At 66.8% G+C, this 14,682-nt stretch carries 13 protein-coding genes; 9 read left to right on the top strand and 4 right to left on the bottom strand.

Annotated features, from left to right (window positions below; translation table 11 throughout):
* Positions 1-64: 64 nt before the first annotated feature.
* From OB905_08485 to OB905_08470, 4 genes are all read left to right on the top strand, one after another.
* Positions 65-838, top strand: a complete 774-nt coding sequence (locus OB905_08485) for a hypothetical protein (GenBank protein ID MCU4926021.1) — start codon at positions 65-67, stop codon at positions 836-838.
* A gap of 103 nt (positions 839-941) precedes the next feature.
* Complete coding sequence (locus tag OB905_08480; protein MCU4926020.1) at positions 942-3,746, top strand: hypothetical protein; 2,805 nt, start codon at positions 942-944, stop codon at positions 3,744-3,746.
* 260 nt (positions 3,747-4,006) lie between these two features.
* Positions 4,007-4,870, top strand: coding sequence for a hypothetical protein (locus OB905_08475; protein MCU4926019.1), 864 nt, complete (start codon positions 4,007-4,009; stop codon positions 4,868-4,870).
* A 96-nt stretch (positions 4,871-4,966) separates the two neighbouring features.
* Positions 4,967-5,302, top strand: a complete 336-nt coding sequence (locus OB905_08470; GenBank protein MCU4926018.1) for a hypothetical protein — start codon at positions 4,967-4,969, stop codon at positions 5,300-5,302.
* A 159-nt stretch (positions 5,303-5,461) separates the two neighbouring features.
* On the opposite strand, the gene OB905_08465 is transcribed toward OB905_08470, so the two are convergent.
* The 3 genes from OB905_08465 to alaS all read right to left on the bottom strand — a co-directional run bounded on the left by OB905_08465 (position 5,462) and on the right by alaS (position 9,928).
* Entirely contained in the window at positions 5,462-6,190 is a 729-nt protein-coding gene (locus OB905_08465; GenBank protein MCU4926017.1) for a type 1 glutamine amidotransferase, read from the bottom strand.
* A gap of 106 nt (positions 6,191-6,296) precedes the next feature.
* Positions 6,297-7,079, bottom strand: a complete 783-nt coding sequence (locus OB905_08460) for an alpha/beta hydrolase (protein ID MCU4926016.1) — start codon at positions 7,077-7,079, stop codon at positions 6,297-6,299.
* A gap of 74 nt (positions 7,080-7,153) precedes the next feature.
* The gene (alaS, locus tag OB905_08455) at positions 7,154-9,928 is read right to left on the bottom strand and encodes an alanine--tRNA ligase (GenBank protein ID MCU4926015.1); all 2,775 of its coding nucleotides are present in this window, start codon (positions 9,926-9,928) and stop codon (positions 7,154-7,156) included.
* 278 nt (positions 9,929-10,206) lie between these two features.
* Here alaS and OB905_08450 point away from each other — a divergent pair, with 278 nt between their 5' ends.
* The 3 genes from OB905_08450 to OB905_08440 are packed head-to-tail and all read left to right on the top strand — an operon-like array spanning position 10,207 to position 12,054.
* The gene (locus tag OB905_08450) at positions 10,207-10,920 is read left to right on the top strand and encodes a hypothetical protein (GenBank protein MCU4926014.1); all 714 of its coding nucleotides are present in this window, start codon (positions 10,207-10,209) and stop codon (positions 10,918-10,920) included.
* Positions 10,917-11,606, top strand: coding sequence for a hypothetical protein (locus tag OB905_08445; GenBank protein ID MCU4926013.1), 690 nt, complete (start codon positions 10,917-10,919; stop codon positions 11,604-11,606). Before OB905_08450 ends, OB905_08445 begins: the two co-directional genes overlap by 4 nt.
* Positions 11,599-12,054: a hypothetical protein gene (locus OB905_08440; GenBank protein ID MCU4926012.1), complete on the top strand. Its 456-nt coding sequence runs from the start codon at positions 11,599-11,601 to the stop codon at positions 12,052-12,054. The genes OB905_08445 and OB905_08440 overlap by 8 nt, the downstream gene beginning before the upstream one ends.
* Positions 12,055-12,090: 36 nt before the next feature.
* Here OB905_08440 and OB905_08435 read toward each other — a convergent pair whose 3' ends face one another.
* Complete coding sequence (locus OB905_08435) at positions 12,091-13,077, bottom strand: replication factor C small subunit (protein ID MCU4926011.1); 987 nt, start codon at positions 13,075-13,077, stop codon at positions 12,091-12,093.
* Positions 13,078-13,301: 224 nt separating this feature from the next.
* Between OB905_08435 and OB905_08430 the strand changes: the two genes are divergently transcribed.
* Both OB905_08430 and OB905_08425 read left to right on the top strand, forming a co-directional pair.
* Positions 13,302-14,375 (top strand): polymer-forming cytoskeletal protein, encoded by a 1,074-nt coding sequence (locus tag OB905_08430; GenBank protein ID MCU4926010.1) that lies wholly within the window; start codon positions 13,302-13,304, stop codon positions 14,373-14,375.
* An 86-nt stretch (positions 14,376-14,461) separates the two neighbouring features.
* Positions 14,462-14,680, top strand: coding sequence for a MoaD/ThiS family protein (locus OB905_08425; protein MCU4926009.1), 219 nt, complete (start codon positions 14,462-14,464; stop codon positions 14,678-14,680).
* Positions 14,681-14,682 lie beyond the last annotated feature (2 nt).

Here is a 14,682-nt window from a genome sequence, read left to right as displayed (position 1 = left end):
ACGGTTACTGTACTGTCGTACAGAATATCTTTATTACCGAACAAGTGCTGAAAACTACGCGATAATGGCTACAGAGAACGAATACGTAGCGTCCGCCGGTCGGAACCACCGCCGCGTCGAGAGTGCCGGCGGCCGGACCGGACCGGTGAGTAGACGACGGCTTTTGACCGGCCTGACCGGGGCGGGTGTCGCGGCCCTGGCGGGGTGTACCGGCGGATCCGACGACTCGGACGGATCCGATGATTCGGGTGGACCGGGGTCTCCTGGCGATGACGGAGACGCCGGATTGGCTGACGTCGGAACGAACGGTGGGGACCCCCTCGAAGACGACTTCACCCCAGGCGTCGCCGACGGCGAGCTTGACGAACTGTCCGAGGCGGTGTACTTCGGCGACGTGATCGACTACGAGTCCTCGTTCGTTGCCGACCTCGCGCTTTCATCTCCGGAGCCGGCGACGGGCTTCCAGGAGGTCCACGACGGGAACTACTACGTCTACATCGACGGATCCGAGGAGATCGAGATGTACGGCGTCGGCGGCGACCTCTACACGGTCGTGATGGGCTACTGCGACCTCGAGAGCCGCGACCCGGAGGAGGCACAGTACGTTCCCGTCGACCTGGCGCGGGACGACGAGTACGCCAGCCTGTCCGCCGCCGGCACGACGACCGTCCGCGGCGAGGAGGTCTACGTCTTCGAGCACCACATCACGGTCGAGTATCTCAGCACGACGACCGGCTACCCGGTTCGCTCGGAGTGGCCGAACAGTCGGGCCGACTTCCACTCGTGGGGCGAGGTCGACCCGATTACGCCGCCGGATATGCCGTGCGAGGGGGCGTGAGGCGAATGCCGGACGGTTGGGCTCGGCGTCCCGTCACGGATCGGTCGCCACCGTTCGGTCGGATCGACAGCCGACGAGCGGCCGAAGAGGATCCGCGACTCGTATGAAGCGGCGGGCGTTGCTGGCCGCGGCGAGCGCTTCCTCGGCCGCCGTCGTCGCGGGCTGTCAGGGATTGCTCTCCGAGGACGATTCGGGAGCCGACGACGGGGGCGGAAACGATCCAGAAAACGGCGACGAAGACGGGTCCAGTGACGGCACCGACGAGGAGCTCTCGATCGGAACGAGCGCTGCACCGCCGGGGACGATCGTCGACCTCTCGGGGGTCCCGGGGTCGGCCGGCGATGAACCGATCGCCTGGTGTTACGACGCGGCGGTCGACGATCCCGGCGAGGACGACCGAACCCCGGTGTTCGTCGACGTCGACGAGGAGCGATTCTTCGTTCCACCCCATCCTGGTGACGCGATGGGCGGCGGGCCAGTCGAGATCGAGATCCTCGACGAAGACGGCGAGGAAATCGTAACGGCGGGAATCGAATTCACCATCGAGGCGCTCGAACCCGCCCTGGGAACGCTGACGGACACCGTCGACGAGGTCGAGTCGGTGTTGACCGACGTCGCCGGAACGTTCGGCTACGACCCAGAGCAGCTGGTCGGCGTCGATCCGGCGGAGTTTCCGCCACCCGTCGACGGTATCGCCGCTGCACTGCAGACTATCGACGGTGACGGGGAGACGATTCGGTCACTCCTGAACGGCGAGTCCGAACACTTCGACGATGGGGACGAAACCGCGATCGAGTTCGCCGACGCGATCGCGAACGAGAGCGGCTTCTCGACGGCGATCCTCGACGCTGTCGGTGCAATGAATGACCTCGATGCACCGCCAACCGACGGCGCGGGCGGGGTCGAATCGGCCGCGCGGGCGGCAGCGGCCGACCCCGAGAGTGCCCGGGAACGCGAGGGTCGATCCGTGTCGGATGGACCCCGTCGGATCTCTTGGTCGGATGGGCACGATCGGATCTCTTGGTCGGAACCCCGCTTGGCCGGGCAGGGCGATCCGGTCGTGGTCGACAGCCCGTCGATCGATTCGGTCGAGGACCTCGAGTACTGGATGGACGTCCAAGCCCGGTTTGCGAACGCAAACGACGGCGCCGCGGCACTCTCGCGGGACCTCGGCAGCGTCGTGGTGGCCGGGTGCGCGCTCGTCCCCGGCGGACAGGGGGCCGCTGCCGTGGGCTCGGCGACGCTCGCGATCACGAACCTGCTGATCGCCCTCGCCGAGAATCAGCTCCCGTCGACTCTCGACATCGAACTCGAGGGCGACCCGACCGACTACAACGAGGACGACGGCTCGACCGGCACGCTCTCGGCGACGGTCGACGGACACAGCGAGGGCTTCACCTACACCTGGCCATCGGTGCTCGGCGACGTTCCGGGCGCTGGGTTGGCTGCCAGGGTGACGAGCCGCTTCGGACGTCAGGCGTCGCGGATGGTAGACTTCGACGAGAACCTCCTGAGTTTCCTGCAGACGTCCATGTCGGCCACCTGGAGCCAGCTCGAAGACGACGGACCGATCGATTTCCCGCCGGGCATCTACGGGCCCGTCGACGTCGATCCGCACACGGACGGCTCATTTCTGGAGGTCGACTTCGAGACCATCGACCGGGAGACCTCTCAGGACCCGTTCTCGTTCGACGCGCTCGACCTGGAGTACGAACCGGAGGCGGTGGGCAAAGCGACGGTGACGATGCGCCCGGACGAGGACCGATTCGGCGGTGCGACCGCCTCGGATCTGATCGAACTCACGGTCCACCCCATCGAGGTGAACATCGAGGACGCCACGGACGGAACCAGACCGGAAATTATCCGGCTGGATCCCGACGAAGACGCCCTGACGCTCCAGCTCCGCGCCATCGTCGAGAACGCCGAGAACGCCGAGAACGACGACCTGGAGTGGCGCCACGAGGTGATCGCCGGACCAGCGATCCCCGTCCCGGTGCCAGCATCGGGCGATCCACCCGAGGCGACCGTCGATCTCTCCGGCGTCGACTTCTCCGGGTACGAACAACCACAGTACGTGATCGAGGTCGAGGCCGTCACCGAGGAGGGGGCGCGCGCAGACCTCGAGCCCCCTCGCCGAGACCGGGTGACCATCCTCGTCACCGACGAGGACGAGGAACTCCTCGTCGGCCCGACCCCCGGTTGTCTCGACCCCGACGAAACCCACGAGCTTTCGTTCACGCTCGACGGCCAGCCGGTCGCCCTCGACGAACTCACCTGGGCCATCGAGGGCGAGGGAGACGGTGACGTCACCCCGAACGGGACGTTCGTCCCGTCCGCGGAGGGCGTGGTAGAACTGGAGTTCTGGCTCGACGACGATCGCGGCGTGAACGATCGGCTGGGATTCGTGATCAGCGAAGACTGCAACGAACTGTTCGTCGAAGTTAGCGGCGGCCCACAATCCGTCTCGCATTCGTACACGTGCGTGGATAGCCACGGCTTCTCGGGTACTGAGGAGACTGCACTGAGCCAGATCTCGACTCATCCCGATTGGTGGGACACCGGCGCGATAATCGAACTCCGGATGGAACTTCCTGGGGTCTACCTGCCAGCCCTACCACTCGGGGAGCCACAACTGGTTCCGGGGTACGTGACCCTGGACGACTGGGAAGATGACTCGACCAGGGGCACAATTGGGTTTGGCACAGCTGTCGACCGCGTGCCGATCACGATCACGCGTCGGATCGTCCCCGAAGGCGCTCTCGACGGGAGCGATCTGCAGGTGTTCGACGGGGAGTTCGGACCCTACACCACGTCGATACGCGGCGACACCACCACTATCGAGGGCCACTTCACTGGTGTGGGCTGGATGGAAGATCGCTGTGGGGGCTTCCTGGTCGGGTCGGACTGACGGACGACTGAATTCGGCTTTTATCCGTTTCTCAGTCGCCAGAACAACCATAAGACGATACATTCTGGACAGCTTTAATATATCTCCGTGGGGGGACAACCATGCCTTCGTATACCCGGTATGCAGATGGGCAGTATCGCTCGGGCCGACCCGCTGGCAGTACTGGTCCCGTCTGAGGACGGAACTCTCGACGACTGTCGCGATCGATGTCGCCGTGGTCACCGTCGGCGAATTAAGTGCCATCGCGTCGTATCGGCGGTATGTCCTCGAACACGCTAGACGAGTTGGGTCGGACGATCCTCGAGGTGATCGCAGCGGGCCGAGTCACTGTCGACGAGGTCGCGTCCACGGCTAACGCTTCCCGCGACGCTATCGACGAGCGCCTCGCCCAACTCGCCGACAACGCGCTGATCCGGGCTGTCGACGATTCTGGCGGGCAGGCCTACGAGATAACCGAGAACGGGGAGCGCGTGCTCGCGGCTACCCCGATCGGCGCGCGCGACGACCGGATCGACATCCCGGACGACGTCGAGCGGGCGATCGAGAAACTCTCGCTTCGCCCCGACGAGGCCGCCGCGATCCGGGGCGCGTTCTCCTTTCTGCGCTACTGGGGAGAGGCGACGAGCGCCGAGGTGATCGACGCGATCTACACCGAGGTTCCGGCGGGCTACGGGTCCGCCGACCGATGGTGGGACGACGGCATCCGCGATCGCCTCGCGGCGCTGCCCCGCGTCGGCGTCTCGCCCGACGACTGGGTCGGCGAACGCTGGCGGTACGAGGGACCCGCCACGATCGACCGGCCAGAGGATGCAGACGGACGTGACGTGCCGGACCCGCCGTCGACCGCTCACGTCGCCGGCAGCGCGCGACACGCCTTCGCGTCCGTCGATCTCTCGGCAGACGAGCTGACGGCCGCCCGTGCGGCGTTCGCCGCGCTGGTTGCCGGCGGGCGGCTGACGGAAGCAGATCTTCTCGACAGTTCTGGGATTTCCGACGACATGGACGAGTGGGTCGCCCGACTCGACGAGATGCTCTCCACGGTTCCCAGCGTTTCCGTCGATCGATCTGGCGACGAACCGGTCTGGCGATACCGGCCGCCTGATTCCGCCCGCGACCCGGATTGACTGCGAGCAGCCGGCGGCGCGCTCCGGACTCCCGGCAGGGTGCCGTACTATGCAGGCACGAATCGCTTTGGCCAGCCGGTGGTAGTCCCGATCGACATGAGCCCGACCTTCTCCGCGGACGACGTCGGCAAGTCGGTCGAAAGCGAGAACGGGAAGCTGTTCGGGATGGTCGCGGCAGTCGACGGCGAGAGGGCCTACGTCCAGCCAGAGCCGGGGTTGGTCGGTTCGATCAAAGCTGCCCTCCGATGGGAGATCGGTCGCGAGGACACCGCCCCGATCGAGGGAACCGACATCGACGAGATCACCGACGCCGCGATTCATCTCGGCGCGTACCGCCCGCTGACGACCGACGCGGAGGCGGACGGCGAGGACGCACCGCCCCAGGGCGACCGGACGGTGACCGAAGAGCGCGGTTACGGGCAGGATCGGTAACTCGCGACCCACGGGTTCGGGCTCGAGGACACTCCGGAGGGCTACGACCTGCTCACACAGAAAGAAGATGGCTGCGTTTGGCCGGTGTTCAGGCCCTGCGGATGGCTGGTTTTAGGTTCTGAGGCCCCTGATTCTCAGGTCGAACCCGTTGGCTGGTGGTCAGCCCCCTGCTGCTGGCGCATCTCCTGTCTCGCCGGTCGCTCCCTCCTCGCCCCGAACCTCACGGGCGAACGCGAGGAAGTTCTCGAAGACGAGCGTTGCCTCCCCCGCCTGGCGGTAGTTCTCCTCAGTAATCTCAGCAAGGACGGCCTCCCGGCGGTCTTCGGCGAGATCTTTGCCCCGGACGAGCTCTCGGGCGGTCTTCGGGTCGTACTCGGGGTGGAACTGGACGCCAAAGACGCGGTCCTTTCGGAAGCCGTGGTTCGAGTACTCGTTTGCGGCGAGACTGGTCGCTCCCGGTGGCAGCTCCGCGACCTCGTCGCTGTGGCTCGTAAAGGCCGTAAACTCGCTCCCGACTCCTTCGAACAGCCGCGAACGCCCGTCGTGTTCGATTCGGCTGTACCCAACCTCGTAGACGCCCATATCGGAGACGGTGCCGCCGAGCACGTCCGCGAGCAGCTGGTGGCCCCAACAGATTCCGAGACACGGCACGCCGTGATCGATCGCGTCGCCGACCCACTTCTTGACGGGCCCGATCCACGGCTCGTCCCAGTAGACCGACGATCGCGAACCGGTGACCACGACCCCGTCGTAGTCGAACCCATCCGGTAGTTCCCCTTCCACGACATCGAACTCCGAAAGCGAGGCGTCGAGCTCGCGCCGAAAGTTTCGCACCGTGTTTTCATCGTCCCGGGTGGCGTCCAGGACGGCGATCCGCAGTTGACTCATTGGAGACGTGTGAGGGCTCCGGCGGAAAAGGCCTTGTGCCCTGACTGGACGTTGCCGCAGTCGCGGACCGCGGCCATCGACGCCACCGAGAGTCCGACGGATACTGTTACTCGTCCTCGGTGTGCTCGTCCAGAAACGTCGCGAGTCGGTCGTTCACCGCACGCGAACGCTCGACGAACGCGAGGTGCCCGGCCCCGTCGATTCCCTCGAACGTTCCGCGGGGCAGCCCGCGCGCCAGCTCTTGACCCACCGCGGAGGGAACGAGCTCGTCGGCCATCCCGTGGACGACGAGCGTCGGCTGGGTCACCTCGACGAGCCAGTCGGTCGCATCGAAATCCGCGAGCGCTGCGAGCTGGGCGTCCCACCCCTCGCGGTCGGCGTCGCCGTCGGCCCGCCAGTCGACGATGCCGTCGACGACGTCGGGCTGGCCCGCGCGAAACTCAGCGGAGAGTGCGTGCTCGAGCGACAACCGGAGTTCTTCGCGGTCCGCGGGCGACGCGCAAAGTGCCTCGAGCCCGAACGCCTCACCCTCGGCTGCGGTTCCAAACAGCGTCAACGTTCGCACTCGACTCGATCGGTTGGCGGCCGCGAGCGCCACCGCACCCCCCAGACCGCAGCCGACGACGTGAGCAGATCGAACCTTACAAGCGGCAAGGACTGCCTCTAGATCCTCGACGAGCGTCTCGATCTCGTAGGGACCCGGCGGGGCGTCCGAGCGGCCGGTTCCCCGCAGGTCCCAGACGATCGTCTCGAAGGGGCCGGCCAGCGCGGCGTGTTGCCAGCCCCACAGCCAGCCCCCGAGGCCGGCTTCCGAGACGAAGACGACGGGCTCGCCGTCGCCCTCACGTCGATAAAAAAGCGAGACGTCGCCGTTCGAAGTTGTGGGCATACGCAAGCCGACGGGCTCCTGACAGAGAAACCTCGTGATTCCACGAGCCCGTTCTCGAGCCACTCGTGGCCTGCTCAGGCGTCGAGAACCTGGCGCAACACGTCCGGCGCGTCCTCGAGCGCCTCGTCGAGCGCCCCTTCGTCGGGACCGCCGCCCTGGGCGAAGTCAGGCGGGCCGCCCCCGCCGCCGCCGACTCGGCCGGCCAGTTCGCCGACGACCTCGCCAGCGTTGACACCGGTGCCGTCGGGGACCGCGACGACGAACTGTGCGCCGTCGGCTCCGGAGCCGAGGACGGCGATCTGGCCCTCCTCGACGAGCGCGTTGGCGGTTGCGCGCAGATCGTCCATGTCGGAGTCGAGACGCTGGACGACCGCGGTCGTCTCGCCGACCTCGACCTCCTCGCCGCCGCCTCCCCCGCCGGCGCGGGCTGCGGCAAGCTGTTCTTTCAACTCCTCGATCTGCTTCCCGCGGGCCTTCCACTCCTCGAAGAAGCGTTCGGCGGTGTCGGGAACCTCTTCGGGGGAGACGTCCAATACGTCGGCGGCCTCGTAGAGGGCGTCTTCGGTCTCCTGGGTCGCCTCGATGGCGGCCTCGCCGGCCGAGAACGTGAGCCGCTCGACGCCGTCCTGGATGCGCTCGGTCGAGCGGATCTTGATCGTCCCGATCTCGCCGGTGCGGGCGACGTGGGTCCCCCCGCAGGCCTGAACGTCCTCGGCGACGTGGATCAGCCGGATGTTCGTTCCCGGCGGGATGCCGCCCTGGTAGAGGTCGAAGCCGTGCTCGGCCTCGGCCTCGTGGCGGTGGGGCCACTCCTGCGTGACCGAGACGTTCTTCATGACGATCTCGTTTGCGACGCGCTCGATCTCGCGGACGTCAGCCCGCTCGATGCGCTCGTAGTGGCGTACGTCGATCCGCGAGGAGTCGACGCCCTTCTGAGCGCCGGCCTGGCGGATGTGCTCGCCGAGCACCTGCCGGGCCGCGTGGACGACGAGGTGCGTCGCCGTGTGCTGGCGCATCAGCTGGCGCCGCCGAGCCGAGTCGATCTGCCCGTTGACGAACTCGCCTTTGCCCGGATCCGCGTCGGTTCGGTGTCGGATGACGCCGTCTTCGATCTGGACGTCGACGACGTCGACGGTCGTCTCGCCGGTCGAGAGCGTTCCGGTATCGGCGGGTTGGCCCCCGCCTTCCGGGTAGAACATCGTCTGGTCCAAGACGACGTCGTAGCCATCCTCGCGCTCGGCGACGTCTAAGACCACCGCCTCGAACTGCGTGCGTGCCTGGTCGTCGTAGTAGAGTTTCTCCGTATCGGGGAGGTCGGCAAAGCGCTCGTCGACCGCCTGTTCTTCCTGTTCGACCGCCGAGGCCGCGTCGTGGCGCTCGGCAACCAGACTGTAGAAGTCGTCGGGGACGTCTACGTCGGCGCCCGACTCCGCGGCGATCTCGGCGACCATGTCGGGCTGGATGCCGTGGGAGTCGTAGAGCTCGATCAGCTCTGCCGTCGGAATCGGCTCGTCTCGCTCGGCGTACTCCTCGGCCAGCGACTCGACGCGGCGACCACCCCGCTCTAACGTCTCGCGGTACTTCTCGACCTCGGTGCGGACGATGTCGCGGATCGTATCCCGATTCTCGTATTCGAGGCGCTCGGCCTGCATATCCACGAGCTCGTCTAACGGGGCGTCGACGCCGACGGTGTCACAGAGCCGTTTCGTTCGGCGCAGGACCATCCGCGCCAAGTAGCCCGTCCCGACGTTCGAGGGGACGATGCCGTCGCCGAGCATGTACGCCAGCGTCCGGCAGTGGTCGGCGATCGCGTAGATCGACTCGAGGGGCTCCATCAGCGCCTCGAGTTCGGCGGCTTCGACGCCGAGTTCGGCGGCGATCTCGCCGCGGGCAGTCTCCATGTCCTCGGCCTCGTCGATGTCCATGTGGCCGGCGTGTTTCGCGGCCCGATGGACCAGCTCTTCCTCTGCGTCCGTGTGTTCGACTCCCGCGTTCTCCTTTAAGAACGCGATCATGTCGGGGTAGACTGCCTCGTAGACGGTCGGCGTGCCCTGGGAGACCCACGTCCACCGTTCGAGCCCGTAGCCGGTGTCGACGACGTAGGTGTCCATCGGGCTGTAGCGGTTCCCGTCTTTCATCTCGTACTCGCCGTCTGGATCCTGCTCTAGGGACATGAACACGAGCGTCGCGAGCTCGACGCCGCGGTAGATGACCTCGATCGCGGGCCCGGCGTTGCCGCCGCCGACCCACGGATCCTCGATGTAGATCACTTCCTCCAGATCGACGCCGAGCGAGTCGAACAGCCCGTCACAGAGCTCGACCGTGCGGTCCTTCCAGTAGACCTCCCCATCGTAGGCGTACTCCTCTGTGGCGTCCTCGCGGACGTTGAAGGCGTGGTGGGCCATCATCTCGAAGGCCATCGTGTGCCGGCCCGTCTTGCCGACGTTGTCGATGTCCTGCATCCGGATACAGGGCTGGGAGATAGTCAACGGGTTCGCCGGCGGCGGCGTCTCGCCCGACGTGACCAGCGGCTGGAAGTCGTAGATCGACGCCTGCGTCAGTAAGACGTCGTCTCGCCAGCGGTTGGCCGCGACTGGATACGGATCGATGCGCTCGTGCCCCTGTTCCTCGAAGAACGAGAGGAACGCCTCTCGCATTTCCTCCAGCGCGTACTCCCCCTCGAACCCTGGGTTGTCGATGAAATCGTACTCGGCACACGGCGGCTCCCCGCAGGTTTCCCGATCGTGGTCGCGCGTCCAGAAGTGCGCGCCACACTCCGAGCACGATGTCCGCTCGAAGCCTTCCTCCTCGAAGTACGCGAGGCGGTACTCTTCCTCCAGTTCGCTCATTCTTACGTGTGTGTGGCTCTGCAGGGCCTAAAACAGTTCCGCAACGCCACCCGGAAGGCGGAAAACCGGCCGATGGAGCCTCGCTCACCCCGCTGTTTCCTCTGGACCTTCTCCGTCTCCGGCTCCGATTGCTGGCGTCGTCCGGGCTGACTCTTGACGAAAGATTGACCTTCTCCCGCTCCGTTCGTTCACGCGATGCTGTCGAATCGCCCTGCTGACAGCTCGCCACCCTCTACAGCGGGCCCCAACCGACCGCAGCCGGGTCCGGTGTTCGCGCCGTGACGTCGTCCGGACGCCGCCCGATCCTCCGCAAGCTCGGCGTCGCGGCGCTCGGCGCTGGCGTCGGTCTCGCCGCCCTCCCCTCGCCGCCAGACGCGTCGCCGGTCGACGCCCACGTCGATCCGGCGCCCCTCTCGTCGCTCGCGGCCGAGTGGGCCGAGATCACTGTCGACGACGAAGATGCGTCGCCGATCGCGCGATATCAGTACCGCGCTGCCGAGGGCGTCGGCGACGGCTACGTCGCCACGGCGCCGGTCAACGTCGTCTTCGTTCCCGCCGAGGAGACGGGCGGGCTGGAACGGACGATGGCCGTCCTCGCCGACGCGGGCTGGGTCGCCGAGCCCGAAGAGTACACTCGCTACGCCTGGGACCGCGAGCGCGAGCGCTACGTCCGCCAGCAGGCGACCGCCGCTGAGACGTACTACGGAACCAGCGGGCGTCTCCACGTTCGCTGCTGGTACTTCGAGGGCGTCGTCTCGATGCAGGCCCACGAGGATACCGGCGCTCGGCCGAAACACGGGATCGCCTCCTACGAGCGCGGTCGGCGCGCCATGGAGGGACTCTACGAGCGCGCCGGCTGGGACGTTACGCCGGTGGCGATCGACCTCGACAACCCGAGCGATCCGGACCACGACGGGTTCGCGACCGTCATCACCGAACCCGAGGCTGCAGCCCCGCCCGCGGGCGAACCGTCGACGGAGGTCGACCCGTGAGTACCGACGGGCGCACCGAGACGGCCGCTGGCTCGGACGCCGTCCCCGTCCTCGACCATCCCTGGATCGGCCTCGAGCGCCGCCGCACGCTCCTCACTCTCGGTTACGTCGCGGTTCTCGTCGCGCTGTTCGCTGTCAGCTACCTGGGAACGACCGTGACCGTCGACGGTGCGACGCTCGACACGCTTACGCCTCGGTTCGACACGGTCAGTACCGTTCTCATCCTCCTCGCGACGCTGACGATCACCGTCGCGCCGCTCGTTTACGCCGGCTGGAACGGCGGCCCCGTGACGGCGTTTGCCCTGGCGCTCGTTCCGGTCGTCCTCGCCGAGTTGGCTGCCGGACGCTACATCCTCGGGCTCGACGCGGTTGTCGCCCTCACCGTCGGCGCCGCCGCGAGCGTCGTCGCGGTCTACGCGACCGGAGTCCGCCGGACGGGGGCTCTGCTCCCGTGGCGGCGCGCGGTGCCCGACCTCGACACGCTGCTGTTCGTCACCGTCATCTCGATCGTCTCCGCCGTCGCCGCGGCCCGATTCGTGCTCGCGGTTCCGAGCTACATGGCGGAGTGGTACGCCCCCTTCGGCGCGCTCTGGCTCGTCACTGCCGGCCTGCTCGGTGTCTACTGGTACGCTTGGGCGCGCCTCGGCACCGCCGAACGCAGCGAGGAGGGTGTGATCGATGCCTGAGTTCCGTTCGACACTTCGCGCCGCGTCCCTCTTTCTGGCGTCCGTTCTCGTAGTCGGGGTTCCCGCCATCTTCGTCCTCCTCTCCGCGTTCGACGCCGGGCTCGACGCGGTCGGACTCGAGGCGTACGCCGACTCGCCGGCAGCCGTCGTCGTTCTCTGGGCCGCGTCGATTTTCCTTGGACTCCAGCTGGCTGTCGAGGTGGCGGCGGTGCAGACCGCCGGCTTCGAGGCACTCGGCCGCGGCTCTCCGCGAATCGCGTTGGTCCGCACGCTCTGCCTGACGATCGTCTCTCTCGGTCTCGTCGCCGCGATCACCTGGGGCGTCCTCTCGGTGTTATTTCGCGCGTCGGGCCCGCTCCCCTACGCGCTGGCGGCGCTCGTCGGGCTCTGCTGGCTTCTCGTCATCTACCGCGTCTCGACCGCGTTCGTCCGCGGTGTTCGAACCTGAGTCGAAAAACCGAGTTCTCGAACCTCTGCCCCGCTCTTACTGGCTGTCGAGCGCCAGACTCGCCAGCAGCGCCTCGAGCTGTAGGCGCTCGTTGGCGCCCTCGGTGATCCGGTAGTCGACCTCGCCGAGTTGCTCTAAGAGTCGGACCGTCTCTCGTTCCTCGAGGTCGAACTCCCAGGCCGACCGGTGCAGTTGGTCGATGACGTCCCCGCCCGCCAGTCCGCGATCGGTCAGCAGGTCGTCGAGCGTCGAACGGGCCGCGCTGAAATCGCCGCCGATCGCGCGTTCGACCATCGCCTCGACCTCCTCGGGTCTGGCGGTGGCGGTGATCGCGAAGACGGCCTCCTCGTCGACCGCGTCGTCCATCACCGCGGCGGCTTGCAGCCCGTTGATCGCCTTGCGCATGTCGCCCGCGGCGGCGTAGACGAGCGCGTCGACGCCGTCCTCGGTCAATGCGATTCCCTCCGTCTCGGCGACCTCCCGAACCTGGCTGGCAATCGCCTCCTCGGACAGTTCGGTGAACCGAAAGACCGCACACCGCGACTGGATCGGATCGATGATCTGACTCGAGTAGTTACACGAGAGGATAAAGCGGGTGTTGTGGGAGAACTGCTCCATCGTCCGACGCAGAGCAGACTGGGCGTCCGACGTCAACGCGTCAGCCTCGTCTAAGAAGATGATGCGGTAATCGTAGCCGCCGAACGACGAGCGCGCGAAGTTCTTGATCCGGTCGCGGACGACGTCGATCCCGCGCTGGTCGGAGGCGTTGAGTTCGAGGAAGTTCTCCCGCCAGTCCTCGCCGTAGACCTCGCGGGCGATAGCGATCGAAGCCGTCGTCTTCCCCGTCCCGGCCGGCCCCGCAAAGAGCAAATTCGGCAGGTCGTTGCGCTCGACGTACCGCTGCAGGCGCGGGACGATGTTCTCGTGGCCCTTGATCTCGTCGAGGCGCTCGGGTCGGTACTTTTCGATCCAGACCTCGGTCCGCCCCGGCGTCGCCTCCGTCTCGGCGTCGGCCTCGCTCATGTCCGCGCCAAGGGTGGGGTCGAAGATAAAACGACCGAAGCCGACGTTCGACGCGGTAGTCGACTACCGGTGGCGAACGAGATCGGAAGAGCACACGTCTGAATGACGCGCCACACTCTATTTGGTATCGAACGTCGGCTTCGGTCGTTGGCATCGCGTGACGCGCCACACTCTATTTGGTATTGCGGTATGTGATTTATTGTGGTTGCGGTGGTACCGTTCTTATGTCAGCGCTGGCCTCTCACACCGGCCGAATTGCCGTCTTGGTGTTTGTCGTGCTCCTCATCGCCACATTGCCGGCGACAGTCCTCGCCCAGTCCGTCGACGGAAGCGACGGCGTCGGCGGCACGGTCGTCGTCGAGGAGGGCGAGACCGTCGACAGCATCGACGCGTTCGCGGGAAACGTCTACGTCGAGGGCACTGTCACGGGTGACGTCAGCGCGGTTGCGGGCAACGTCTACGTCGACGGTGAGGTCCAAGGCGACCTCTCGGCACTGGCTGGTAATATCGAGATTTCCGGCACAGTCGCGGGCGACGTCGAGGGTGCCGCCGGGAACGTCGTCCTCGGCGAGGACGGCGCGGTCGGCGGCGAGTTCAGCGTCGGCGCCGGAACCGTCGTCGTCGACGGGACGATCGGTGGCGACGCCACAATCGGCGCCGAGACGATCCAGCTCGGCGAGACCGCGGCGATCGAGGGCGACCTCAGGTACGACGGGTCGCTGGAGGGTGACACCGGCGTCGTCGCGGGCGAGACGATCCAGGACTCGACGATCGGCACCGACGTCGCTCCCGTGCTCGATCCGCTCTTCTCGGTGGTGTTTGCCATCTATGCACTCCTCCTGAACCTGCTGCTTGGCGCCGCATTACTCGTACTCTTCCCCCGGTTCTCGACGTCGGTCGCCGATCGAGTCGCGGGCTCACCCCTCAAATCCGGCCTCGTCGGCCTCGGGCTCCTCGTCGGCGTTCCGATCCTTCTGGCGCTGATCGCCATCACGATTCTCGGCATCCCGATTGCGCTCATCGGCGCGCTCGCGTTCGCTCTCGTCGTCTGGGTCGGGATCGTCTACGGCCGATTTGCGGTCGCAGCGTGGCTGCTGTCTCGGCTGGGTGCTGACAACCGCTGGCTCGCGCTCGTCGTCGGGCTGGTCGGCTTCGCGCTGGTCGGGCTCATTCCGATCTTCGGCGGGTTGGTGAACCTGGCCGTCTTCCTGCTCGGGCTGGGGGCGCTGGCGCTCGCGCTCGCCGGGCGGCGTCGATCCGCCGGCACGTCGACGGTGGGAGAGCCGACCGTCGATTGAATCCAGGCCGTTCGTCTGCTCCCCCGCGAATGCGCCTCACCGCTCGATCACCGCACGTTCAAGTTCGCGCGGAGTATACGACTGGTATGCCAGTCACCGTCGACGTCAAAGGTGAGGAGACACACGAACTGGCCCGCGCCGACCTCACAGCGTCTGGCGAGGCGCCGACCTACGCCGATCTGCTGGCCGCGATCGATCTCAGCCCCCACGAGGTCTCCGTCCTCGTCGACGGCCGTCCCGTTCCCGAAGACCAGCCCGTCGACACCGACCGCGTGACGGTGTTGCGGCTCATCAAGGGGGGATAACC

The sequence above is a fragment of the Halobacteria archaeon AArc-dxtr1 genome (assembly GCA_025517425.1).
GTDB lineage: Archaea > Halobacteriota > Halobacteria > Halobacteriales > Natrialbaceae > Halostagnicola.
This window is presented reverse-complemented; position numbering and strand designations above follow the sequence as displayed.